Source organism: Terrabacter sp. LjRoot27 (assembly GCF_964254175.1).
GTDB lineage: Bacteria > Actinomycetota > Actinomycetes > Actinomycetales > Dermatophilaceae > Terrabacter.
This window is the reverse complement of sequence record NZ_CAXUSS020000001.1, coordinates 3,343,801-3,367,359: the sequence shown is the minus strand read 5'-3', so window position 1 is coordinate 3,367,359 and position 23,559 is coordinate 3,343,801. Positions and strand designations below refer to the sequence as shown.

General features: G+C 73.2%; 24 protein-coding genes. 20 read left to right on the top strand and 4 right to left on the bottom strand.

The genetic code is table 11. The annotated features are described in order from the left end of the window. Window positions 1-125: 125 nt before the first annotated feature. Both ACSQ2D_RS15565 and ACSQ2D_RS15560 read left to right on the top strand, forming a co-directional pair. Entirely contained in the window at window positions 126-1,361 is a 1,236-nt protein-coding gene (locus ACSQ2D_RS15565) for a PhoH family protein (RefSeq protein WP_435987861.1), read from the top strand. A gap of 437 nt (window positions 1,362-1,798) precedes the next feature. Next, the gene (locus ACSQ2D_RS15560) at window positions 1,799-2,767 is read left to right on the top strand and encodes a lytic transglycosylase domain-containing protein (protein ID WP_435986840.1); all 969 of its coding nucleotides are present in this window, start codon (window positions 1,799-1,801) and stop codon (window positions 2,765-2,767) included. 92 nt (window positions 2,768-2,859) lie between these two features. Here ACSQ2D_RS15560 and coaA read toward each other — a convergent pair whose 3' ends face one another. Next, complete coding sequence (gene coaA / locus ACSQ2D_RS15555) at window positions 2,860-3,861, bottom strand: type I pantothenate kinase (RefSeq protein WP_435986839.1); 1,002 nt, start codon at window positions 3,859-3,861, stop codon at window positions 2,860-2,862. 63 nt (window positions 3,862-3,924) lie between these two features. On the opposite strand from coaA, the gene glmS reads away from it, so the two are divergent. The 9 genes from glmS to tsaD all read left to right on the top strand — a co-directional run bounded on the left by glmS (window position 3,925) and on the right by tsaD (window position 12,980). Next, window positions 3,925-5,784, top strand: a complete 1,860-nt coding sequence (gene glmS / locus ACSQ2D_RS15550) for a glutamine--fructose-6-phosphate transaminase (isomerizing) (RefSeq protein ID WP_435986838.1) — start codon at window positions 3,925-3,927, stop codon at window positions 5,782-5,784. Window position 5,785: 1 nt separating this feature from the next. Continuing rightward, the gene (locus ACSQ2D_RS15545) at window positions 5,786-6,136 is read left to right on the top strand and encodes a holo-ACP synthase (RefSeq protein ID WP_435986837.1); all 351 of its coding nucleotides are present in this window, start codon (window positions 5,786-5,788) and stop codon (window positions 6,134-6,136) included. After that, entirely contained in the window at window positions 6,136-7,650 is a 1,515-nt protein-coding gene (locus ACSQ2D_RS15540) for a bifunctional ADP-dependent NAD(P)H-hydrate dehydratase/NAD(P)H-hydrate epimerase (protein WP_435986836.1), read from the top strand. Before ACSQ2D_RS15545 ends, ACSQ2D_RS15540 begins: the two co-directional genes overlap by 1 nt. 70 nt (window positions 7,651-7,720) lie before the next feature. Beyond that, on the top strand, window positions 7,721-8,935 hold the full coding sequence (gene alr, locus ACSQ2D_RS15535) for an alanine racemase (protein WP_435986835.1): 1,215 nt from the start codon (window positions 7,721-7,723) through the stop codon (window positions 8,933-8,935). Beyond that, the gene (locus ACSQ2D_RS15530) at window positions 8,932-10,182 is read left to right on the top strand and encodes an alpha/beta fold hydrolase (protein ID WP_435986834.1); all 1,251 of its coding nucleotides are present in this window, start codon (window positions 8,932-8,934) and stop codon (window positions 10,180-10,182) included. The genes alr and ACSQ2D_RS15530 overlap by 4 nt, the downstream gene beginning before the upstream one ends. A gap of 4 nt (window positions 10,183-10,186) precedes the next feature. Continuing rightward, window positions 10,187-10,651, top strand: a complete 465-nt coding sequence (gene tsaE, locus ACSQ2D_RS15525) for a tRNA (adenosine(37)-N6)-threonylcarbamoyltransferase complex ATPase subunit type 1 TsaE (RefSeq protein ID WP_435986833.1) — start codon at window positions 10,187-10,189, stop codon at window positions 10,649-10,651. A gap of 84 nt (window positions 10,652-10,735) precedes the next feature. After that, window positions 10,736-11,443: a tRNA (adenosine(37)-N6)-threonylcarbamoyltransferase complex dimerization subunit type 1 TsaB gene (tsaB, locus tag ACSQ2D_RS15520; RefSeq protein ID WP_435986832.1), complete on the top strand. Its 708-nt coding sequence runs from the start codon at window positions 10,736-10,738 to the stop codon at window positions 11,441-11,443. Beyond that, window positions 11,440-11,937, top strand: a complete 498-nt coding sequence (rimI, locus tag ACSQ2D_RS15515) for a ribosomal protein S18-alanine N-acetyltransferase (protein WP_435986831.1) — start codon at window positions 11,440-11,442, stop codon at window positions 11,935-11,937. The genes tsaB and rimI overlap by 4 nt, the downstream gene beginning before the upstream one ends. Continuing rightward, on the top strand, window positions 11,934-12,980 hold the full coding sequence (tsaD, locus tag ACSQ2D_RS15510; protein WP_435986830.1) for a tRNA (adenosine(37)-N6)-threonylcarbamoyltransferase complex transferase subunit TsaD: 1,047 nt from the start codon (window positions 11,934-11,936) through the stop codon (window positions 12,978-12,980). Before rimI ends, tsaD begins: the two co-directional genes overlap by 4 nt. 374 nt (window positions 12,981-13,354) lie before the next feature. Here the strand turns inward: tsaD and ACSQ2D_RS15505 are convergent, their stop codons facing one another. Continuing rightward, window positions 13,355-14,380: a glycoside hydrolase family 3 N-terminal domain-containing protein gene (locus ACSQ2D_RS15505; protein WP_435986829.1), complete on the bottom strand. Its 1,026-nt coding sequence runs from the start codon at window positions 14,378-14,380 to the stop codon at window positions 13,355-13,357. Here ACSQ2D_RS15505 and ACSQ2D_RS15500 point away from each other — a divergent pair. The 5 genes from ACSQ2D_RS15500 (at window position 14,379) to ACSQ2D_RS15480 (ending at window position 17,489) form a co-directional block, all read left to right on the top strand. Further along, window positions 14,379-14,717: a hypothetical protein gene (locus ACSQ2D_RS15500; protein ID WP_435986828.1), complete on the top strand. Its 339-nt coding sequence runs from the start codon at window positions 14,379-14,381 to the stop codon at window positions 14,715-14,717. The genes ACSQ2D_RS15505 and ACSQ2D_RS15500 overlap by 2 nt on opposite strands. Beyond that, the gene (locus tag ACSQ2D_RS15495; RefSeq protein ID WP_435986827.1) at window positions 14,714-15,703 is read left to right on the top strand and encodes a nucleoside hydrolase; all 990 of its coding nucleotides are present in this window, start codon (window positions 14,714-14,716) and stop codon (window positions 15,701-15,703) included. Before ACSQ2D_RS15500 ends, ACSQ2D_RS15495 begins: the two co-directional genes overlap by 4 nt. After that, window positions 15,703-16,533 carry a PfkB family carbohydrate kinase gene (locus ACSQ2D_RS15490; RefSeq protein ID WP_435986826.1) on the top strand — a complete coding sequence of 277 codons (831 nt, stop codon included), beginning with the start codon at window positions 15,703-15,705 and terminating at the stop codon, window positions 16,531-16,533. Before ACSQ2D_RS15495 ends, ACSQ2D_RS15490 begins: the two co-directional genes overlap by 1 nt. Before the next feature lie 135 nt (window positions 16,534-16,668). Then, on the top strand, window positions 16,669-17,004 hold the full coding sequence (locus ACSQ2D_RS15485; RefSeq protein ID WP_435986825.1) for a metalloregulator ArsR/SmtB family transcription factor: 336 nt from the start codon (window positions 16,669-16,671) through the stop codon (window positions 17,002-17,004). Continuing rightward, the gene (locus ACSQ2D_RS15480) at window positions 17,001-17,489 is read left to right on the top strand and encodes an SRPBCC family protein (RefSeq protein WP_435986824.1); all 489 of its coding nucleotides are present in this window, start codon (window positions 17,001-17,003) and stop codon (window positions 17,487-17,489) included. The genes ACSQ2D_RS15485 and ACSQ2D_RS15480 overlap by 4 nt, the downstream gene beginning before the upstream one ends. A 182-nt stretch (window positions 17,490-17,671) precedes the next feature. Here ACSQ2D_RS15480 and ACSQ2D_RS15475 read toward each other — a convergent pair whose 3' ends face one another. Next, window positions 17,672-18,913: a THUMP-like domain-containing protein gene (locus ACSQ2D_RS15475; RefSeq protein WP_435986823.1), complete on the bottom strand. Its 1,242-nt coding sequence runs from the start codon at window positions 18,911-18,913 to the stop codon at window positions 17,672-17,674. Between the two features lie 238 nt (window positions 18,914-19,151). Between ACSQ2D_RS15475 and groES the strand changes: the two genes are divergently transcribed. Both groES and groL read left to right on the top strand, forming a co-directional pair. Further along, a complete protein-coding gene (groES, locus tag ACSQ2D_RS15470) occupies window positions 19,152-19,448 on the top strand; it encodes a co-chaperone GroES (protein WP_020144866.1) in 297 nt (98 codons plus the stop codon). Between the two features lie 113 nt (window positions 19,449-19,561). Then, entirely contained in the window at window positions 19,562-21,178 is a 1,617-nt protein-coding gene (groL, locus tag ACSQ2D_RS15465) for a chaperonin GroEL (RefSeq protein WP_435986822.1), read from the top strand. A 203-nt stretch (window positions 21,179-21,381) separates the two neighbouring features. Here the strand turns inward: groL and ACSQ2D_RS15460 are convergent, their stop codons facing one another. Next, window positions 21,382-21,669, bottom strand: a complete 288-nt coding sequence (locus ACSQ2D_RS15460) for a WhiB family transcriptional regulator (protein WP_020144864.1) — start codon at window positions 21,667-21,669, stop codon at window positions 21,382-21,384. Window positions 21,670-22,083: 414 nt separating this feature from the next. Between ACSQ2D_RS15460 and ACSQ2D_RS15455 the strand changes: the two genes are divergently transcribed. Both ACSQ2D_RS15455 and ACSQ2D_RS15450 read left to right on the top strand, forming a co-directional pair. Beyond that, a complete protein-coding gene (locus ACSQ2D_RS15455) occupies window positions 22,084-22,611 on the top strand; it encodes a sigma-70 family RNA polymerase sigma factor (RefSeq protein WP_435986821.1) in 528 nt (175 codons plus the stop codon). Next, complete coding sequence (locus ACSQ2D_RS15450) at window positions 22,608-23,555, top strand: hypothetical protein (protein ID WP_435986820.1); 948 nt, start codon at window positions 22,608-22,610, stop codon at window positions 23,553-23,555. The genes ACSQ2D_RS15455 and ACSQ2D_RS15450 overlap by 4 nt, the downstream gene beginning before the upstream one ends. The last annotated feature ends 4 nt before the right edge of the window (window positions 23,556-23,559 follow it).

Below are 23,559 nucleotides of genomic sequence, written 5' to 3'. Positions count from 1 at the left end.
AGCCGGCCGCGGCCTCCACACGCGCCACGACACGCGCCTCCACGCGCACGACGGCCCGCGAACGCGAGCCCGAGCACAAGACGTACGTCCTCGACACGTCGGTGCTGCTGTCCGACCCCCGCGCCATGCTCCGCTTCGCCGAGCACGAGGTCGTGCTCCCGGTCGTCGTGGTGACCGAGCTCGAGGGCAAGCGGCACCACCCGGAGCTCGGCTACTTCGCCCGCCAGGCCCTGCGCCTGCTCGACGACCTCCGCGTCAGCGAAGGTCGCCTCGACAAGCCGGTCGCCGTGGGCACCGACGGCGGCACCCTGCGCGTCGAGCTCAACCACACCGACCCGTCGTCGCTGCCCGCCGGCTTCCGCCTCGGCGACAACGACACGAGGATCCTCGCCGTGGCGCGCAACCTCGCCAACGAGGGCGCGGACGTCACCATCGTGTCCAAGGACCTCCCGATGCGCGTCAAGGCCTCGGCCTGCGGTCTCGAGGCGGAGGAGTACCGCCACGAGCAGGGCGTCGACTCGGGCTGGACCGGCCTGCAGGAGCTCGAGGTCAGCAGCGAGGAGCTCGACCAGCTCTACGACCGGGGCCGCATCGAGCACGCCGGTGCCGCCGAGCTGCCGTGCCACACCGGCCTCGTCCTGCTCTCGCCGCGGGGAAGCGGTCTGGGGCGGGTCGGCGCCGACAAGCAGATCCGGCTCGTGCGCGGCGACCGCGACGCGTTCGGCCTGCACGGTCGCAGCGCGGAGCAGCGGATCGCCCTCGACCTGCTCCTCGACCCCGACGTGGGCATCGTCAGCCTCGGCGGACGGGCCGGCACCGGCAAGTCGGCGCTCGCGCTCTGCGCCGGCCTCGAGTCGGTCATGGAGCGCCGGGCCCAGCGCAAGGTCCTCGTCTTCCGCCCGCTCTTCGCCGTCGGTGGCCAGGAGCTCGGCTACCTGCCCGGCACGGAGCAGGAGAAGATGAACCCGTGGGGCCAGGCCGTCTTCGACACCCTCGGCGCGCTCGTCTCGACCGAGGTCGTCGAGGAGATCATGGACCGCGGTCTGCTCGAGGTGCTGCCCCTGACGCACATCCGCGGCCGCTCCCTCCACGACGCGTTCGTCATCGTCGACGAGGCGCAGTCGCTGGAGCGCAACGTGCTCCTCACCGTGCTGTCGCGCATCGGGCAGAACAGCAAGGTCGTGCTCACCCACGACGTGGCCCAGCGCGACAACCTCCGGGTGGGCCGGCACGACGGGGTGGCCGCCGTCATCGAGAAGCTCAAGGGCCACCCGCTCTTCGCCCACGTCACGCTGACGCGGAGCGAGCGCAGCCCCATCGCGGCGCTCGTCACCGACATGCTCGAAGGTCTCGAGATGTGACCTGAGTCACAGGTCGCACAGCGATCCCCGAGCACGCGACTCGGGGACGCTGTGCGCTGGACCACTCGCCACGACCCCTGAACCACTCCTCGACGGTGGACACCGACTTGCTCCTGATGCGGTCGGCTGGCACCGTGTGAGGTTGAAAGATCTCGGAACGGTAACGCTCACGTCGGGGTGTGAGCGCGATCGGCGCCTGGATCACCCTCCACACGTCGGGCGCAGCCGTCGACGGGCCAGCGCCCGCAGACGCACGCGCCGGGCACCCCCCTCGACACAGGAAGGCGTGACGTCTGTTCATGGCACGGTATGAAGGCCGGCACCGCAACGCTCCGGCTCCCTCGACCGCTCCGCGCCCGAACCCCGCCACTCCCTCGGCGCGGTCCGGCCGCGTCCACCCCGAGACGTCTCCAGCCGTCCCCCCCAGCCCCCGACCGGTGACCCGCACCTCGACCAGCTCGACCGTCGGGACCGGCTCGACCGGCTCGTCCGGCTCGTCCGGCTCGTCCGGCTCGTCCGGCTCGTCCGGCTCGTCCGGCTCGTCCGGCTCGACCCAGGGGGCCCGGCGGGCTTTCGACCCGACGCGTGCCATCCCCGTCACCCCTGCCGCTGCCCGTGCCACCGCCGGCCCTGACCGCCGCGACGCCGTGAGCGGTCCCGAGGCCCGACACCCGTCGGGTCAGCCGCACGCGACGCGCAGCAGCCGCCACACGACGTCGTCCTCGCGCAAGCGCCACGTCGGCCGACCGCTCCTTGCCGGGGCGCTCGCGCTCGGCCTCGGGGCCTCCGGGTTCGCCTACGCCAAGGCCACCAACCTCATCGGCGCCGACGCGGCCGCCTTCGTCGTCGGCAGCGGTGTCGTCGCCCAGACCGACGAGCTGGCCCGCGCCTCGACGGTCGACACGACCTATCGCGCCGCCGCCTCCGTCTCGCGCAACGAGCGCCGCACCGCCATCGCGGCCACCGGCCTGCGCACGGCCAAGGAGCTCGAGGCCAAGAAGAAGAAGGAAGCCGCCAAGCAGGCCGAGCTGGCCCGCGAGAAGGCGGCCAAGGCCGAGCGCGCCAAGGAGCGCCAGCGCGCCATCGACAACGCCAAGGACGACCCGCAGGCGGCGGCCCGGGTGCTCATGGCCGACCACGGCTGGACGAGCGACGCGCAGTACAACTGCCTCGTCAACCTGTGGACCGGCGAGAGCGACTGGCGCTGGTTCGCCGAGAACCCCAGCTCCGGGGCCTACGGCATCCCGCAGTCGCTGCCGGCCCGCAAGATGGCGCAGTTCGGTGCCGACTACCGCACCAACCCGCTGACCCAGATCAAGTGGGGCCTCTGGTACATCGAGATGTCCTACGGCAACCCGTGCAACGCCTGGTCGACCTGGCAGGCGCGCTCGCCGCACTGGTACTGACCTGACCTGACCCAGCCGTATGCCGGGTGGCCGGCTCCATCGGGAGCCCGCCACCCGGCATACGTGCTCTGTGGGCTCTGTGGGCCCGACGGTCAGATCTTGCGCAGGCGCACCCGGCGCACCTCGTGGTTGTCGCCCTTGGACAGCACGAGGCTCGCCCGCGAGCGGGTCGGCAGGATGTTCTCGACGAGGTTCGGGCCGTTGATCTCGCGCCAGATCCGGTTGGCGGTCGCGACGGCCTCGTCGTCGCTGAGCACCGCGTAGCGGTGGAAGTAGGAGTCGGGGTCCGAGAACGCCGTCTCCCGCAGGCGCAGGAAGCGCTCGACGTACCACTTGCGCACGTCGTCGACCCACGCGTCGACGTAGACCGAGAAGTCGAAGAAGTCGCTGACCGCGAGGCCGGTCCCGCGCACGGGGTGCACCTCGGGCGCCTGGAGCACGTTGAGGCCCTCGACGATCAGCACGTCGGGCTGGCGCACGACGATGCGCTCACCGGGGACGATGTCGTAGGTCAGGTGCGAGTAGACCGGGGCGGTCACCTCGGCCCGGCCCGACTTGATCTCGGCGACGAAGCGGAGCAGGGCGCGCCGGTCGTAGGACTCGGGGAAGCCCTTGCGCTGCAGGATGCCCCGGCGCTCGAGCTCGGCGTTGGGGAAGAGGAAGCCGTCGGTCGTGACGAGGGCGACGCGCGGGGTGTCGGGCCAGCGCGCGAGCATCTCGCGCAGGATGCGGGCGGTCGTCGACTTGCCCACGGCCACCGAGCCGGCGACGCCGATGACGAACGGCGTCTTGGCCGGGCGCTCGCCGAGGAAGTCGCTCGTCACCTGGTGCAGCTGGCGGGTGGCGCCGACGTAGAAGTTGAGCAGGCGCGAGAGGGGGAGGTAGACCTCCTCGACCTCGTTGAGGTCGACGCGGTCGCCGAGGCCGCGCAGCCGCGCGAGGTCGGCGTCGTCGAGGTTGAGCGGGTGGTTCTCGCGCAACCGGGACCAGGCGGCTCGGTCGAACTCGACGTACGGCGACGGGATCGCGGTCCCGTTGGCGCCGTTGCCGCCGTTCCCGCCGGTACCGCTGGATGGCTCCGACACGAGCGACATTCTGTCGGACGCCGGGGCCGGGGGTGGCGTTGGGCCCCTGCACGGTCCCCTAGGCTGGACCTCATGTGCGGAATCGTGGGATACGTCGGGCGGACCGACGACGGGACGGCGCTCGACGTCGTCATGGAGGGTCTGGCGCGTCTGGAGTACCGCGGCTACGACTCGGCAGGCGTGGCGCTGCTCGACGGTGACCACGTCGAGACCCGCAAGAAGTCGGGCAAGCTGGCCAACCTCACGGCCGAGCTCGAGGCGCACCCGATGCCGTCGTCGACGACCGGCATCGGCCACACCCGCTGGGCCACGCACGGCGGTCCGACCGACCAGAACGCCCACCCGCACCGCGGTGGCAGGGACGGCAAGCTCGCCCTCATCCACAACGGCATCATCGAGAACTTCCACAGCCTGAAGAAGGGCCTGCTGGCCGACGGCGTCGAGTTCACGAGCGAGACCGACACCGAGGTCGTCGCCCACCTCGTGGCCGCCGCCTACGAGCGCGAGCACGACCTGACCGACGCCATGCGCGCCGTCGTCGCCGACCTCGAGGGCGCGTTCACGCTCCTCGCGATCCACGCCGACCAGCCGGGCGTCGTCGTCGGCGCCCGCCGCAACAGCCCGCTCGTCGTCGGCCTCGGCGACGACGCCAACTACCTCGGCTCCGACGTCGCGGCCTTCATCGGCCACACGCGGCACGCGCTCGAGCTCGCCCAGGACCAGATCGTCACGATCACGCCCGACGGCGCCAGCGTCATCAACTTCGACGGCACGCCCGCCGAGGGCAAGGCGTACGAGGTCACCTGGGACGCCGCGGCTGCCGAGAAGGGCGGCTACGCGACGTTCATGGAGAAGGAGATCCACGACCAGCCGCACGCCGTGGCTGACACCCTCCTCGGGCGCACCGACGCCGAGGGACGCCTCGTCCTCGACGAGATGAGCATCTCGGAGGAGCAGCTGCGCTCCGTCGACCGCATCACGATCGTCGCGTGCGGCACCGCCGCGTATGCCGGCATGGTCGCCAAGTACGCCATCGAGCACTGGACGCGCATCCCCGTCGAGGTCGCCCTCGCGCACGAGTTCCGCTACTGCGACCCCATCGTCAACGAGCGCACCCTCGTCGTCTCGATCAGCCAGTCGGGCGAGACGATGGACACCCTCATGGCCGTCAAGCACGCCCGCGAGCTCGGCGCCATCACCGTCTCCGTGTGCAACACGCACGGCTCGACGATCCCGCGCGAGTCCGACGCCGTGCTCTACACGCACGCCGGCCCCGAGATCGCCGTCGCCTCGACGAAGGCTTTCCTCGCGCAGATCACCGCCTGCTACGTCCTCGGCCTCTACCTCGCGCAGCTGCGCGGCGGCTCGTTCGCCGACGACGCGCAGTCCGTCATGAAGGAGCTGAGCGGCGTCCCCGCCAAGATCGAGACCCTGCTCGGCCAGATGGGCCGGGTCAGGGAGATCGCGAAGTTCATGGCCGACACCCGCTCGGTCCTCTTCCTCGGGCGCCACGTCGGCTACCCGATCGCCATGGAGGGCGCGCTCAAGCTCAAGGAGCTCGCCTACATCCACGCCGAGGGCTTCGCCGCCGGTGAGCTCAAGCACGGCCCGATCGCGCTCATCGAGCCGGGCCAGCCGGTCTTCGTCGTCGTGCCGTCGCCGACGAGCGAGCACGGTCTGCACGGCAAGGTCGTCAGCAACATCCAGGAGATCCGCGCCCGCGGCGCCCGCACCCTCGTCATCGCCGAGGAGGGTGACGAGTCCGTCGAGCCCTTCGCCGACGAGGTCATCCGGGTGCCCGCTACCTCCCCGCTGCTCGCGCCGCTGCTGACGGTCGTGCCGCTCCAGGTCTTCGCACTCTGGCTCTCGACGGCCAAGGGCCTCGACGTCGACCAGCCGCGCAACCTCGCCAAGTCGGTCACGGTCGAGTGACGTGATCGTCGGGGTCGGGATCGACGTCGTCGACATCGCGCGTTTCGAGTCCACCCTCGAGCGCACCCCGGCGCTGCGCGAGCGGCTCTTCACGGTCGAGGAGCGCCACCTCGGCATCGCCTCGCTCGCCGCGCGCTTCGCCGCCAAGGAGGCGCTCGCCAAGTCGCTCGGAGCACCGGTCGGCCTGCACTGGACCGATGCCCGGGTCGTGACGAACGACGACGGCCGCCCTTCGCTCGAGATCGGCGGCACCGTCCTCGCCCGGGCCAACGACCTCGGCGTCGACTCCTTCCACGTGTCCCTGTCGCACGACGCGGGTGTCGCGTCGGCCGTCGTCATCGCGGAGGGCTGATGATCCGCGCACACTCCGTCGAGGCCGTCCGTGCCGCCGAGGCCGCCGCCATGGCCCTGCTGCCCGACGGTGAGCTGATGTCCCGCGCCGCGCAGGGCCTGGCGCAGGTGGCCGCAGCGCGCCTCGAGGACTCCGACGAGGCGACCGTCGTCGGCCTCGTCGGCGCGGGTGACAACGGCGGCGACACCCTGTATGCCGTGGGCCTGCTGAGCGAGGCCGGCTTCCCGTGCGCCGTGGTGCTGCTACCCCCGTCGGGGCGGGAGGGCGTGCACGCCGACGGCCTCGCGGCGGCCGAGTCCGCGGGAGTCATGGTCCACGTCGCCGCCGACGACCCGGCAGCCGCCGTGGCCGTCGTCGCCGAGGCCGACCTCGTGCTCGACGGCATCGTGGGCATCGGCGGGCGACCCGGGCTGCGTCCCGAGGCCGCGGCCCTCGTCGACGCCGTCGACGACGACGCGTGGGTCATCGCCGTCGACGTCGCGAGCGGACTCGACCCCGAGGGCGAGTCCGACGACCACGACGCCGTCTGGGCCGACGAGACCGTCACCTTCGGCACGCCGAAGCCGGCCCACCTCTTGCCCGCCGGTGAGGCCGCGACCGGCCGCCTCACCGTCATCGACATCGGCGTCGACGTCACCGACGTGCCGGCCGCCGTCGAGCGGCTCACCTGGGACGACGTCGCGGCCCTCTGGCCCGTGCCCTCGCGCGGCGACGACAAGTACTCCCGTGGCGTCCTCGGCGTCGTCGCGGGCGGAGAGTCCTACTCCGGCGCCGCCGTGCTCAGCGTCACGGCGGCCGTCGAGGCCGGCGTCGGCATGGTGCGCTACGTCGGCACCCCGACCCCGACCGGCCTCGTGCGAGCAGCCGTGCCCGAGGCGGTCATGGGCGACGGTCGGGTGCAGGCCTGGGTCATCGGCCCGGGTCTCGACGTCACGGCCACCGGCCCGGAGGCGCAGGCCCAGGTCGCGGTGGCCCGGGCCGCCCTCGCGTCCGACCTGCCCGTCGTCATCGACGCGGGCGGGCTCGACCTCATCGAGGGCTGGCGCGACGCGCCGACCGTCGTCACCCCGCACGCCGGAGAGCTCGGCCGTCTGCTGGCACGGATGGTCCGGCCCGACGCCGGCCCCGACGAGGTCGAGATCAGCGCGGCCGACGTCACGGCCGACCCACTGCGCTCCGCCCGCGACCTCGCCGGCCTCATCGGCGGCACCGTGCTGCTCAAGGGAGCCACGACGCTCGTCGTCAGCCACGGGGACGTGCCGGTGCGCTCCCAGGCCGACGCGCCGCCGTGGCTCGCCACGGCGGGGGCGGGCGACGTGCTCTCCGGCGTCATCGGCGCCCTGCTCGCGACGGGACTCTCCCCGCACGACGCGGCCTCGCTCGGCGCACTCGTCCACGGTGTCACGGCCGACCGGGTCTCCGGCGGTGGCCCGCTGCGAGCGCTCGCCGTGGCCCACGGCATACGACCGACGGTGCGCGACCTGTTGGCCCGGGGACGGTCCGCGCCCGGGTGAGCCCGGCCCCCGCGTCCCGCACGCGGAGCCCCGCACCCGGACCACCCAGACGAACTGCGAGACTGAACCGATGAGCCAGATCGACGCCTCCGACGCCGAGCGGACCGCGACGCCCGCCGCGGGCGGGCGCCCCGCCGCCCCGGAGACCCACGGCCTGACGGTGTGGGCCGAGATCGACCTCGCCGCGCTCGAGGCGAACGTGCGCACCCTGCGCGCCCTCGCGCCCGCCTCCGCGCTCATGGCCGTCGTCAAGGCCGACGCCTACGGCCACGGGCTGCTGCCGGTCGCGCGCGCCGCGGTGCGCGGCGGTGCCACCTGGCTCGGCGCGGCGCAGCTCGCCGAGGCGTTCGCCCTGCGCGACGCCGGCATCACGACCCGCCTGCTGACCTGGCTCACCGTCCCCGGCTCGGACTTCCGCGGCGCCGTCGAGCGCGACATCGACCTCTCCGCCTCGGCGCCCTGGGTCCTCGACGAGATCGCCGCCGCGGCGTCCGCGCTCGGCCGCACCGCCCGCGTCCACCTCAAGGTCGACACCGGGCTCGGACGCGGGGGTGCCTACGGCAGCGACTGGACCACGCTCGTGCAGCACGCCCGCCGCGTCGAGGAGGAGGGTTCGGTCACGGTCGTCGGTGTGTGGACCCACTTCGCCCATGCCGACTCACCCGAGCACCCCACGGTGCTCGCGCAGCAGGAGCGCTTCTTCGAGGCCGTCACCGAGGCCGAGCAGGCCGGGCTGAGCCCCGAGGTGCGCCACCTCGCCAACTCCGCCGCGACGCTCGTGCACCCGTCGGCCCACGCCGACCTCGTGCGGCCCGGGATCGCGATGTACGGCCTCACCCCGGTGCCGCAGGTCGACGACGACTTCGGCCTGCGTCCGGTCATGACGCTCCGCGCCCGCCTCGCCCTCGTCAAGGCGCTGCCGGCGGGGCAGGGGATCAGCTACGGCCACGCGTACGTCCCGGAGGTCGACACGGTCGTCGGGCTCGTGCCGGCCGGCTACGCCGACGGGGTCCCGCGCAACGCGACCAACGTCGGGCCGCTCCTCGTCGACGGGCGCCGCACCACCATCGCGGGCCGCGTCTGCATGGACCAGTTCGTCGTCGATCTCGGGCCGGCCTCGCAGGCGCGGGCCGGCGACGTCGTGACGCTCTTCGGCGGGGCACCGGGCGAGCCCACGGCCCAGGAGTGGGCCGACGCGACCGACACCATCAGCTACGAGATCGTGACGCGGCTCGGGGCGCGTGTCCCCAGGCTCTACGTCGGGGACCCGGAGGGTCGTGCATGAGCCCGCGCCGCAACCCCGTCCTCGGCATCGCCGCCGCGACCCTCGGCGTCGCCGCCGGGGTGGCCGCGGGCATCGCCGCCGACCGCGCCGGTAAGCACCGGGCCGCGATGGCGGCCCTGGAGACCCCCGAGCTGCTCGACATCACGCCCGACGAGGAGCACGTCGTGCTCACCGACGACGGCGTCCCGCTCCACGTCGAGATCGACCTGCCCTCCGCCGCAGCGGCCGGGACCGCCGCCGACGGCACCACCCGCCACGGACGTCCCGACGAGCTGCCGACCGTCGTGCTGACGCACGGCTACTGCCTCAGCCTGCGCTGCTGGGTCTACCAGCGGCGGGCCCTCAAGGAGGCCGGCTACCGCGTCGTCAGCTGGGACCAGCGCGGCCACGGCATGTCGGGTCGCGGCGAGAAGGACAGCTACACCATCGACCGGCTCGGTCAGGACCTCCACACCGTCATCACCGAGCTCGTGCCCGACGGCGACCTCGTCCTCGTCGGCCACTCGATGGGTGGCATGACGATGCTCGCGCTCGGGGAGCAGCACCCGCGGTTCGTCGTCGACCGGGTCGTCGGCGCCGCGTTCGTCGCGACCAGCCCCGGGGGCATCATGCTGGCCAACGGCGGCCGCACCGCGACCTTCGGCCGCCTCATGCTCGAGCGCCTCGGACCGGGCGTGCTCGGTCCGCTGAGCAGCCGGCCCGAGCTCTTCACCCGGATCCGGCGCGTCGGGCGCGACATCGAGCACTTCATGGTCGAGCAGAACTCGTTCGCCTCGCCGGTGCCCCGCTCGGTCGTGCGCTACACGAGCGACATCCTCCTCGGCACGCCGCTCGACGTCGTCAACGACTACCTCCAGACGTTCGACGGCTTCGACAAGCGGCCCGCCCTGCTCGAGTTCCGGCACGCCGTCGTCCTCGTCTTCAACGGCCGCGACGACATCCTCACGCCGCCGTCGCACAGCGAGCTCATCGTCGAGGGCATCCCTGGCGCCGAGCACATCGTCGTCAACGACGCCGGACACGTCATCATGCTCGAGCACCCCGACCTGCTCAACGCCCACCTCGTGCAGCTCGTCGACCAGTCGGCACGGGCGCGGGCCGAGCAGATCGAGGTCGACAAGCAGCCGCGGGTGCGTCGCATCGTCACCGACGTCGCGAAGAACCGCCGTCAGCGCCGCCTCGAGAAGGAGGCTGCCGAGCTCGTCCGTTCCGGCCGCGCCAAGCAGGCGCGCAGCAAGGGGGCCTGAGCACGTGGAGCGTGAGGTCCGCTGGGCCACCACCGACGACACCCAGGACTTCGGCCGCCGCCTCGGCGCCCTGCTGCGCGGTGGCGACGTCCTCGTCCTCACCGGCGACCTCGGTGCCGGCAAGACGACGCTGACGCAGGGCATCGCCGAGGGCCTCGGCGTGCGCGGGCCCATCACGTCGCCGACCTTCGTCATCGCGCGGGTGCATCCGTCGCTCGTCGGCGGACCGCTGCTCGTCCACGTCGACGCCTACCGCCTCGGCAGCGCCCTCGAGCTCGACGACCTCGACCTCGACGCCGACCTCGACGCGAGCGTGACCGTCGTCGAGTGGGGTGCGGGCCTCGCCGAGCAGCTGAGCGAGTCGCGGCTCGAGCTGACGATCACCGGCGACGACGTGCGCACGGCGCGGCTCGTCGGGGTGGGTGAGCGCTGGGACGACGTCCTGGACGCCGTGGCGCCCGCGACCTGACTGCGGCCGGGCGGGCCGAGCGGACGGCATACGTGAGCGGCACGGGTTCGGGGAGCCCGCGGCTGCTCGGATAGCCTGACCGACGTGCTCCTGCTCGCGATCGACACCTCCACGACCGCCATCACCGTCGGCCTGCACGACGGCAGCTCGGTCGTCGCGGAGGCCACGACGCTCGACGCACGCGCGCACGCCGAGCACCTCGCGCCCAACATCCGCGACGCACTGAGCTCGGCCGGCGCCGAGCCCGGCGACGTCACCGACGTCGTCGTCGGCATCGGCCCGGGGCCGTTCACCGGCCTGCGCGTCGGCATCGTCACCGGCCGCACGTTCGCCTTCGCCCTCGGCCTGCCCGTGCGCGGGCTGACGAGCCTCGACGCGATCGCGCACGAGGCGTGGCTCGGTGGCCGGCGCGGCGACCTGCTCGTCGCGACCGACGCCCGCCGCAAGGAGGTGTATGCCGCCGCGTACCTCCTCGGGGACGCCCGGGCCGACCGCGTGACCGAGCCTGCCGTGTCCCGAGCGGCCGACCTGCCCGCCGAGACCCGGGCGCTGCCCACGGCGGGACGCGGCCCGACCCTCTACGGCGAGGCGCTCCCGCACGCGGTGGCGCCGCTCGACGTCAGCGGGGGAGCGCTCGCCGACCTCGCGGTCCGCCGCCTGCGCGAGACCGCACCCGGCGGTGAGCTGCAGCAGGTCGACCCCGGCCACGGCTTCGACGGTCTCGAGCCGCTCTACCTGCGCCGACCCGACGCCGCGCCCGCCCCGCCCTCCACGAAGTCGACCCTCGGATGACCGTGGCGCAGCCGCACACGCACCCCGGCGCGGAGGTCGTGCTGCGCGACCTCGAGTGGACCGACCTCGCTCACCTCGCCACGCTCGAGCAGCAGCTCTTCGCCGACGACGCGTGGTCCGAGGCGACGTGGTGGAGCGAGCTCGCCGGCCGTCCGCGTCGCGACTACGTCGTCGCCGCGACCCCCGACGGCGCCATCGCCGGGTATGCCGGCCTCGACGTCGCAGGAGACGTGGCCGACGTCATGACGATCGCCACGACCCCCGGCCACCAGGGCCGCGGCACGGGGCGCGTCCTGCTCGCCGAGCTCGTCCGCCGCGCCACGGCCCGGGGTGTCGACGCGGTGCTGCTCGAGGTGCGCGCCGACAACGACGCGGCGAGGCGCCTCTACGACCGGGCCGGTTTCGAGGTCATCTCGGTGCGCCGCCGCTACTACCAACCAGGCAACGTGGACGCGCTCGTCATGCGCCTCCTCGTCACGAAGGGAGACGCATGAGCGACGAGCCCCTCGTCCTCGGCATCGAGACGTCCTGCGACGAGACCGGTGTCGGCATCGTCCGCGGGCAGACGCTCCTCGTCGACACGGTCGCGAGCAGCGTCGAGGAGCACGCCCGCTTCGGCGGCGTCGTGCCCGAGGTCGCGAGCCGCGCCCACCTCGAGGCCATGGTGCCGACCATCGAGCGCGCCTGCCGGGAGGCCGGTGTGCAGCTGCGCGACCTCGACGCCATCTCGGTCACCTCGGGTCCCGGCCTCGCCGGGGCCCTCCTCGTCGGCGTCGCCTCGGCCAAGGCCCTCGCGCTCGCCCTGGGCAAGCCCATCTACGGGGTCAACCACCTCGCCTCCCACGTCGCCGTCGACATCGTCGAGCACGGCCCGCTGCCCGAGCCCACGATGGCGATGCTCGTCTCCGGCGGGCACTCCTCGCTGCTCCTCGTGCCCGACGTCACCAACGACGTGCGCTCGCTCGGCTCGACGATGGACGACGCGGCCGGCGAGGCCTTCGACAAGGTCGCGCGCGTGCTCGGTCTGCCCTTCCCGGGAGGCCCGCACGTGGATCGTGCTGCGCGAGAAGGCAACCGGATCGCCATCGACTTCCCCCGCGGGCTCACCACCGGCCGCGACATGGAGCGCCACCGCTTCGACTTCTCCTTCTCGGGACTCAAGACGGCCGTCGCGCGGTGGGTCGAGACCCGACAGCGCGCCGGCGAGACCGTGCCGGTCGCCGACGTCGCTGCGAGCTTCCAGGAGGCCGTCGTCGACGTCCTGACGCGCAAGGCGCTGCTGGCCTGCAAGGAGCACGACGTCGACCACCTGCTCATCGGCGGCGGCGTCGCGGCCAACTCGCGGCTGCGTGCGCTCGCCGAGGAGCGGTGCGCCAGGGCCGGCGTCACCCTGCGTGTGCCCCGTCCCGGGCTGTGCACCGACAACGGGGCGATGGTCGCGGCGCTCGGGGCGCAGATGGTGGCGAAGGGGCGCGAGCCCAGCGACCTCGGGCTTCCTACCGACTCGTCGATGCCGGTCACTCTCGTCCAGGCGTAGTTCTCGTCACTGCCCGCTGGGTTGGGTCTCGTCGAGCGTGCGTCCTGGGGGCGGCGGGCACCCGTTCGCCCGCGCGGCGTCGAGCGAAGGCGGCGTATGCGGGCACGTGGCCTTGCAGGGGCACGCTGCCGCCTTCGATGCCGCGCGGACGAACGGCTGCCCACCTCTCGGCCTGTCGCACTGCGCACCCGGCGCGTTGCTCCTGGGCCCGCCCGGCACTCTCTCTTCCTGGCTGGGTGTGACCGGGCCGCAGCGGCTCTGCAGCCAGGCTCGGTCGGCGGTTCACGCCTGAGGAGGTTACGGTTCGGTGGGACGGGTCGTGATGTCGGGGCCGGTTCTGGGGGCCCTGCGTCTGGGGGTGTCGCGGTCCGGGGCTAGGGGCAGCGGGCCAGGCCCATCTGGAGCTTGAGGTCGACGACTCTCGTCGCGGCGGCCTGGACCTGTCGCGCGAAGGCGGGGCTCGCGTTCATCTTCTTCGTCAGGGCGTCGTGCATGGTGGGGACCGTCGCCGGGCGGGCGGTCAGGGTGATGTCGCCACCGGCCTCGACGAAGCGGGTGGCGCGCGCGCCGACGGGCACGTCGGCGACGGCCTTCGCGGCGCCCACGTCGTCGGTGATGACGACCCCGTCGTAGGAGAGGCGGTCGCGGAGCAGGTCGGTGACGACGGGCTTCGAGAAGACGGCGTTGGTGTCCGGGTCGATGCGGCTGTAGATGGCAGAGCCGACCATGACGAGCTCGACGCCGTCCTGGATGCCGGTGCGGAACGGCTCGAGGTAGGGGTCGTCGACCGTCGTCGTGCGGTCCGTGATGCCGCGGGCCGTGACGTCGGTGTTGCCGGTGATGCGGCCGATGCCGGGGAAGTGCTTGACCGTCGAGGCGACGCCCCCGGCGCGCATGCCGGCGATGAAGGCGCCGACCATGCGTGAGTTGCGCTCGGGGTCGCTCGAGAACTGCCGGTCGTACTGCCCGATCGGCCCGTTGTCGCGCCCGATCGACGTCGGCACGGTGTCGGCGACCGGCGCGAGGTTGACGTTGATGCCCGCGGTGCGCAGCTGGGTCGCCCAGCGTGTGGCGTCGGCGGTGAGGGCGCGGGCCGAGCCCTGGTCCTGGACTCGGGCGGACGGCATACGGCTGAAGCCGTCGCCGCGCAGCTGCTGGACGGCCCCGCCCTCCTGGTCGGCCGCGATGAGCAGGCCGAGGCCGGCGGTGTCCTCCTCCGAGGCGAGCGTGGCGAGGTGGCGGGTCGTCGCGCGGACGCGCTCGGTGCCGCCGTCCCAGCCACCGAGGAGGATGACTCCGCCGAGGTGGCGGCGGGCCACGAGTGCGTCGAGGCTCGTGCGGCTCGCGCCGTTGTCGAGACCGACCATGAGCAGCTGTCCGGCACGCTCGTCGTCGTCCATGCCCTCGACGATCGCGGGCGCGCAGGAGGCGGGAGCCGACGGCGTGGTGGTCGTCGGGGCGGGAGCGCTGGTCGTCGACGGGGACGCGCTCGTCGACGGCGCGGTCGATGCCGACGTCGAGGAGGGCGCGGTGGTCCCGGCCACCGACGGTGTGCCGGTCTGTGGGGCAGAGGAGCAGGCGGCCGCGACGGACGTCACGGCGGCCGCGAGGACGACCCACCGGGTGGTGGACGGGCGTCGGCTGTGGCTCGGGCGCATCGTTCGAGCCTATCCCCGGCCGCCGGTCGTCCTCGCGGTGGCAGCGACGGGCGGCCGAACCGGTACGTTGCCGCTGTGACGACCGAACCCACCCCGATCGTGCTCGACGTCGACACCGGTGTCGACGACGCCTGCGCCCTGCTCCTCGCCGCCCTGCACCCGGCCCTCGACCTGCGCGCGGTGTCGTGCGTCGGCGGCAACGCGCCCGTCGACGACGTCGTGCGCAACACCCTGCTCGTCCTCGAGACCGCGGGGCGCACGGACGTCCCGGTGGGCCGCGGCGCCGAGCGCCCCCTGCTGGAGTCGCCCGTCGACGCCCGCCACGTGCACGGCGACGACGGCATGGCCGACCTGGGCTGGCCGCCGGCTGCCCTGAGGGCCGACCCGCGCCACGCCGTCGAGCTGCTCCGTGACGTGTGCCGTGAGGCCGCGGCGGAGAACCGGCCGGTCACGCTCGTGCCCCTCGCGCCGCTGACGAACATCGCCCTGCTGCTCCGGACCTATCCGGACGTCGTGGCGGGCATCGCGGAGATCGTCTTCATGGGCGGCGCCGCCAACGTCGGCAACGCGACCGCCTCGGCCGAGTTCAACGTCTTCCACGACCCCGAGGCGGCGGCGATCGCCCTCGACGCGGCGGCCGACCTCGGCATCCCCGTGACGATGTACGGCCTCGACGTCTTCTACGAGCCCGTCGTGTCGGCCGAGCTCGCCGACGAGCTCGTCGCCGTCGGTGGGCGCGGCCCGGCCGAGCTCGCCGGCAGCCTGATCCGCTTCCAGAACGCCCGCTTCGAGCGCCCCGCCTCGACCATCGGCGACGCCGGCGCGGTCTGCGTCGTCGTCGACCGCGCCGGCGTGCGGACCGAGCCGCTGCCACTGCGCGTCGAGCTGGCCGGCACGTGGTCGCGGGGACGCACGATCGTCGACCGGCGCGACTGGAGCGGCGACATGGCCCACGACCCGCACGGCGAGGCGCCGGTGCGGGTCGACGTCGCGCTCGAGGTCGACGGCGCCCGGTACGCCCGCCTCTGGGCGGACACCCTGCTCGGGCGGGTCGGGGAGCGCTGATGGGCCGAGTGGCGGTCCTCGGCTCGCTCAACGTCGACGTCGTGACCCTCGTCGAGCGTCACCCCGTGCCCGGGGAGACCTTGCTCGGTGAGGCGGGAGGCACCTTCGCGGGCGGCAAGGGCGGCAACCAGGCCGCGGCGGCTGCCCGGGCCGGGGCAGCCGTGTCGATGCTCGCCCGGGTCGGAGACGACGGACCCGGCCGCGCCTACCTCGACCGCCTCGCCGGACTCGGCATCGACACCGCGGCCGTATCGACGAGCGACAGCGCCCCGACGGGCACGGCCTTCATCACCGTCGACGAGCAGGGCGAGAACTCGATCATCGTCGTGGCCGGCGCGAACGGCGAACGCGACCCCGCGCTCGTCGAGCGGGCCGGACGACTCGGCCCGGGCGACGTGCTGCTCTGCTCGCTCGAGGTGCACCTCGACACCCTGGCCGACGCCGCCCGGGCGGCGCACGCAGCGGGCGCACGCGTCGTCGTCAACCTCGCCCCGTATGCCGCCCTGCCGCCCGACGTCGTCGCGCTCGCCGACCCGGTCGTCGTCAACGAGTCCGAGATGCGCGACCTCGCCGACTCCGACCTCCTGCCGCAGTCGCTGCTCGTGACGTTCGGGGCAGCGGGCGCGCGCTGGGGGATGGACGGCGTCGACGGCATACCCGTCGCGCAGCACGACCTCGGTGACACGGTCGGTGCCGGGGACGCGTTCTGCGGGGCGCTCGCCGCGGCGCTCGCCGGGGGAGCGGACCGTCAGGCTGCTCTCGAGGCGGCCAACGCGGCTGGCGCGGCCGCCGTGCGGTGGGTCGGGGCACAGCCGGACGCCGCCCTCTGACCCCACCCGACCCCGCAACACACCGAACAGGTCACGACCCACCGGGATCCGATCCCGGTGGGTCGCTACCTACTCGGCGTGCTGGGGACCAGACGTACCTTGCGCGTTACATAACTCACGAGTTACTCTTCACTCGTGAGCGGGACCTGGGAAGCACTGACCGACCCGACGCGGCGCACCATCGTCGAGCACCTCGCGCGTGAGGAGCTGACGGCCGGCGAGGTCGCGGCGCTCTTCGACGCCTCGCGGCCCGGCATCTCGAGGCACCTGCGGGTGCTGCGCGAGGCCGGCGTCGTCGAGGCCGAGGCGGCCGGCCAGCGGCGCGTCTACCGGCTGACGCCGGGCGCCCTCGACGAGGTCGAGCAGTGGTGCCGTGAGGTCCGCTCGTTCTGGGGGCAGCGCCTCGACGCCCTCGACACCGAGATCGCCCGCGGCGCGCGGGCCCGACGACAGGGACAGGGACACCGATGAGCGAGCTGACGCAGGTGCTGGGCCGGATCGAGCAAGACGGCGAGGAGGTGGCGGTCGTCTTCGACCGGCACTACGCGACGTCGCCCGACGACCTCTGGCGTGCGTGCACCGAGCCCGACCGCCTCGCGCGGTGGTTCGCCCCGGTGGCGGGTGACCTGCGACCCGGTGGCGACTTCACCATCCACTTCGACGACGCCGACACCCCGGTGTGCCGCGTGGTGGCGTGCGAGGCGCCGAGCCGGCTCGTCTGGGAGTGGCCGCTCGGCGACGTGCGGTCGGTCGTCACCGCCGAGGTCATCGCCGACGGGGAGGGCGCCCGCCTGCACCTGCGGCACGAGCGGCTCACCGGCACCCAGGCGGCGGGGTATGCCGCGGGCTGGGACACCTACGTGCGTCGCCTGGAGTCGGACGTCGCGGGTGCTGCGATGGCGGACTGGGACGCCACGTGGAGCGCCCTGCACGCGCTCTACGTCGCCATCGCCTGAGGCCCGTGGCGGCCGTCGCGCTCAGTCGAGGAGCGCCGAGGCGTCCGTTGCCGGGAGCGGCATCGGCGGCGGGCCGCTGACGCTGGAACGCCACGTCGGAGACGGGCGCCCGCCGACGCTCCACGCCGCGAGCGGTGGCGGTCGCCCTGGCACCGGGGGCGCCGGTCAGCCGGGGCTGCCGGTCAGGCGGGGGTGACGACGAGGGCGACCTGGCCGCCGCCGACGCGTGTGAGCACGAGCGTCGCCTCGGACCCGCCCTTGCCCCGGCCGGTCATCTTCAGCTGTCGGCGCAGCAGGTCGGCGTCGAGCGTCACGCCGCGCTTCTTGATCGTCACCCGGTCGTGGCCGTGGTCGCGGAGCCAACGGGCGAGGCGTTTCGTCGACAGGGGCATCGCCTCGACGACCCGGAAGCGCCGCGCCCACGGCAGCTCGCGCGCGACGCCGCTCGAGACGTAGCCGACGCCCGTCGCGAGCTCGGCTCCGTCGACGGCCGCCACGAGGGCGCCCGTGAGACCGGCCCGGATGACGGCCCGGTCGGGCTCGTAGAGCCACTCGCCGATGTCGGTGACCGACCCGAGCCCGGGTCTCTGGCCGCCGTCGGCCGCGTCCTGCTCGGTGACGACGGCGGTCGAGGTCTCGGTGCACACGGCGGCGGTGCGCCCCGGGGTCGCGACGAGCGGGCCCCACCACACCGCGCACTCGAGCACCTCGCCGTGCCACGACGTCCACTGTGCCTCGGCCCCCGACGGGACCGACCCGTGGGGGAACGCGGGGGAGAGCTTGGCGCCCGTCGCCGGGACCTGCTCGGCGAAGTCGAGGACCTGGGACCACGACGGCGAGATGGCGTCGAGGGAGAAGACGCGCTTGGTGCGCCCGGTGATGTCGGCGACCCCGGTGACGCGGCGGGCCGGGTCGAGCCACAGCCCGAGGTGCCGTCGGCCCTCACCCTGCGGCAGGCGTACGTCCTCGGCGAGCCCGTGCGTGACCCGCGCGGACGGCCAGTGGCGCAGGTTGACCGCGGCGATGCGGGCGGTCGTGTCGTCGGCGTCGACGGCGTGGACCGTGAGGTCGAGGCCGGCGAACGCCATCGCGTCGGCGCCGAGCCCGCAGCCGAGGTCGTAGACGTCGCGGACCCCGGCCGCGGCGTACCGGTGCGCGTGGCGTGCGGCGATCGCGAGGCGCGTCGACTGCTCGAGGCCGTCGGGGGTGAAGAGCATGCCGGCGGCGAAGTCACCGAACTTCTCGATACCGCGCGAGCGCAGCCGCGACTGGGTCATGGCGGCCGCGACGAGGTCGGCCGCGAAGCCCGCCTCGCGCAGCCGACCCTGCAGGTGCAGCGAGCCGTCCTCGTCGTAGGGAGGCAGCGACTGGAGCAGCGCCCAGCCCTCACCTGCGGAGAGGCGATCGACCATGGCGGCGTCCATGGACTCATCCTGCCAGCGCCCGTGGGTGCGCCCGACCGGGCCGCGGCGCGCCGACGAATCTGGCACTCGACTTGACCGAGTGCTAATGACAAACCTAGATTTCATCTTGTTGGCACTCTCGACCTGAAAGTGCCAGCACCCTCCTCGAGGGAGGTCGACCCCCGCGACGGCGGCCAGCCTCGAAGAGCCCACAGTCCGTAGTCAGTTTTCCGACTGTCCCGAAGGGAAGGTCACCACCGTGTCGGTTTCCATCAAGCCGCTCGAAGACCGCATCGTCGTCAAGTCCCTCGAGGCCGAGCAGACCACTGCATCCGGCCTCGTCATCCCGGACACGGCCAAGGAGAAGCCCCAGGAGGGCGAGGTCCTCGCTGTCGGCCCCGGCCGCTTCAACGACACCGGCACCGAGCGCGTCCCGCTCGACGTCAAGGTCGGCGACAAGGTCATCTACAGCAAGTACGGCGGCACCGAGGTCAAGTACGGCGGCGAGGAGTTCCTGATCCTCTCCGCGCGCGACGTCCTCGCCATCGTCGGCTGACCCAGCCGTATGCCGTGACCGCACCCCGGTGAGCCCCGCTGGGGTCTCCCCGGGGTGCGTCTCGTTCGACCGAATCACAGCAACCGCAAAGCAACCCGAGCCAAAGGAACACCATGGCCAAGCAGCTGGAGTTCGACGACTCCGCCCGCAAGTCGCTCGAGCGCGGCGTTGACGCGCTCGCCAACGCCGTCAAGGTGACGCTCGGCCCGAAGGGCCGCAACGTCGTCATCGACAAGAAGTGGGGCGCCCCCACGATCACGAACGACGGCGTGACCATCGCCCGCGAGATCGAGCTCGAGGACCCCTACGAGAACCTCGGCGCCCAGCTCGCCAAGGAGGTCGCGACCAAGACCAACGACGTCGCCGGTGACGGCACGACGACCGCGACCGTGCTCGCCCAGGCCATGGTCAAGGAGGGCCTGCGCAACGTCGCCGCCGGCGCCGCCCCGGCCGCGCTCAAGCGCGGCATGGACAAGGCCGTCACCGCGGTCAACGACCGCCTCCTCGAGAACGCCCGCGAGGTCGACGGCAAGGACGAGATCGCCTCCGTCGCCACGCTCTCCGCCCAGGACGCCACCCTCGGTGGCCTCATCGGCGAGGCGTTCGACAAGGTCGGCAAGGACGGCGTCATCACCGTCGAGGAGTCCTCGACGACGGCGACCGAGCTCGAGTTCACCGAGGGCATGCAGTTCGACAAGGGCTACCTCTCGGCCTACTTCGTCACCGACACCGAGCGCATGGAGACCGTCCTCGAGGACGCCTACGTGCTCATCAACCAGGGCAAGATCTCCTCGGTCGCCGAGGTGCTCCCGGTCCTCGAGAAGGTCGTGCAGTCCGGCAAGCCGCTGCTCATCATCGCCGAGGACGTCGACGGCGAGGCCCTCTCGACGCTCGTCGTCAACAAGATCCGCGGCACGTTCAACGTCGCGGCCGTCAAGGCCCCCGGCTTCGGCGACCGCCGCAAGGCCATGCTCCAGGACCTCGCCATCCTCACCGGTGGCCAGGTCATCGCGCCCGAGGTCGGCCTCAGCCTCGACCAGGCCGACCTGACCGTCCTCGGCCAGGCCCGCCGCGTCGTCCTCACCAAGGACAACACGACGATCATCGACGGCGCGGGCGACGAGTCCGAGGTCTCCGGTCGCGTCCACCAGATCAAGGCCGAGATCGAGCGCACCGACTCCGACTGGGACCGCGAGAAGCTCCAGGAGCGCCTCGCCAAGCTCGCCGGCGGTGTCTGCGTCATCAAGGTCGGCGCGCACACCGAGGTCGAGCTCAAGGAGAAGAAGCACCGCATCGAGGACGCCATCTCGGCGACCCGCGCGGCCATCGAGGAGGGCATCGTCGCCGGTGGCGGCACCGCCCTCATCCACGCCGCGTCGGCCATCGACGCCCTCGAGCTGACCGGTGACGAGGCCACGGGCGCGTCCATCGTGCGCAAGGCCGTCGCCGAGCCGCTCCGCTGGATCGCCGAGAACGCCGGCCTCCAGGGCTACGTCGTCACCTCCAAGGTGGCCGAGCTGCCCATCGGCCAGGGCCTCAACGCCGCGACGGGCGAGTACGGCGACCTCATCGCCGCCGGCGTCATCGACCCGGTCAAGGTCACCCGTTCCGCGCTGCGCAACGCCGAGTCCATCGCGTCGATGATCCTCACGACCGACACGCTCGTCGTCGACAAGCCCGAGAACGAGGAGCCCGCGGCCGGCGGCCACGGCCACGGCCACGGTCACTGACCGAGCCCGCCACACGGCATACGACCGGGGTCCTGACGGGCCCCGGCCGTAGGCCGTGAAGCGCCCGGCACGACAGCGAGGGCCGCTCCCCGACGGGGAGCGGCCCTCGCTGCGTCTCGACCTCCGCGACCCCGTCGTGTCTCGCGGTCCGGTCGAGCGGTTGTGTGGGTCGCCGGCGGCGTGTGCCGGCGACCGTCAGACGGTCAGGAGGCCTCCTGGATGCCGTCGTAGAGGACCTCGCGCTCGGCCTCGGTCAGCCCGCCCCAGACGCCGTACGGCTCGCGGACCTCGAGGGCGTGCGAGCGGCACTGGGCCACGACGGGGCAGGCGGCGCACACGGCCTTGGCCTGGGCGTCCCGGTTGCGACGGCGCGGGCCGCGCTCGCCCTCGGGGTGGAAGAAGACCTCGGGGCTGACGCCTCGGCAGGCCCCGTCCAGCTGCCAGTCCCAGAGGTCGGCTACCGGTCCGGGCAAGCGGGTGATCTCGGCCATGAACTCGTCTCTCGGTCGGGCGGGGGTGCCCGCCGTGTCGTACCGGCCCGCTCGGTGCGTGTGGTGGGTCGCGGGGCCGCCGAATCGACGCTAACCGGGCACGCGATCACGGATAAAGAGCGGAATCTTAAGGACTTGTTCAAGAATTGCCATCTGGATGGCATGCTCGTCCAAGGAGGTGGATCCGACCATCCGTACTCGTCCTGAGGGGCCCGTTCGCACTAGCATGGGGCCGCTCTGCGCGAGCACCGGCGGTGGCGCAGGCGAAGGCGCCGTCCGCACAGACGACAGTTCGGGGGGACGAGGACTCACATGGGTCTTGGTTGGTCCACGCACACGGGCGTAACGCCCGGCGGCGTTGGCGCGATGGAGCGGTTGGACGCTCCATCGCTTCGTGAGCTTGCAGCGCTCGCCGTGCGTGACGACAACGCACGCGACGTCCTGCTGGCGCGCGTGAGGGACATGGCCCTGCGGTACTCCCGCGTCCGCCTCGGTCGCTTCGGCGCCGAGGACACAGCCCAGGACGTCGCCCAGGAGGTGTGCATGGCCGTCGTGACCGCCCTGCCGACCTACCAGGAGCGCGGCCTGCCTTTCGAGGCGTTCGTCTACACGATCACCTCCCGCAAGCTCGCCGACGCCCAGCGCGCCGCGATGCGGGGACCCGCACCCGTCGCCGACGTGCCCGACGGCCCTGACGACGGGCCCTCGCCCGAGTCCGTCGCCGTCATGCGCGACGACGCCGCCATGGCGATGACCCTCATGCAGCAGCTGCCATCCCAGCAGCGTGAGATCCTCACGCTACGCGTGGCCGTCGGCATGAGCACCGACGAGACCGCCGCCGCGCTCGGCATGTCCGCCGGCGCCATCCGCGTGGCCCAGCACCGGGCCCTGACGAAGCTCCGCGCGATGATCGCGGAGGCCGGGGCAGGTGACGTCGCATGAACGACCTGTCTCCCATGAGCGACCTCATCGCCGACGACCTGCTGCTCGACCGCCTCGCCGGCCGCGTCGATGCCGGGTCCGAGCCCGTCGCCGGGCTGCTCGGCGCCCTCGCGGCCCACGCCGACACCCCGCTGCCCTCGCGCACCGGACGCCGGCGGATCGCCAACAAGCACCGCTACCTCGGCGCGTTCGCGGCGCTCGCGGTCGCGGCCTCGGGTGCCGGTGTCGCGGCCGCCGTGACCCTGCCGTCCAACGGACCGAGCCAGGCCGACCGCGCCGCCATCGTCAAGAAGATGGACGAGAGCGCCCGGAGCGGTGCCCCCAGCGCGCTGCTCTCGCGCCTCGGCCTGCCCCAGACGACCGGCACCACGCAGGCCAAGGGGCTCGTCCTCGCGCGCGCCGATGACGGCACGATCGTGCTGCTGCCCGCCGCTGTGGTCGCGGCCCGCGGCCGCGCGGCGGCCGCCGGCACCCACGGGATCCCCGGCGTCGCCGGGACGCCGGGTGGTGGCCCGGTCGCGAACGGCAACGGCCAGACCGGCCAGACCGGCACCGGCCAGGGCGGCGCGGGAGGCGCCGTGGTCCCCGGCGGCACGCCGGCCGACTCGGGCGGCACCACGGCCGGGGGGAGCCAGACCGGCACCCCGCAGGCGACGAACAACGGCAAGAAGCCCGCGGCGGGCACCAAGGGCGGCAAGAAGCCCACCCCGACCCCGACGTCCACGCCGACGGCCACGACGGACGTCGTCGTCCCCCAGACGACGCTCGCCACGACCACCCCCACCGCGCCGACGACGAAGACGCGGACGACCGGGCCGGTCAAGCCGCGCCCCACCGGCGGTTCGGGCAGCTCGGGCGGTTCTGAGTCGTCCACATCCGGCGCCGCCTCGAGCGTGGAGGGCGTCGTCGACACCCTCACGGCGCCTGTCGTGCCCACCCCCTGAGGCG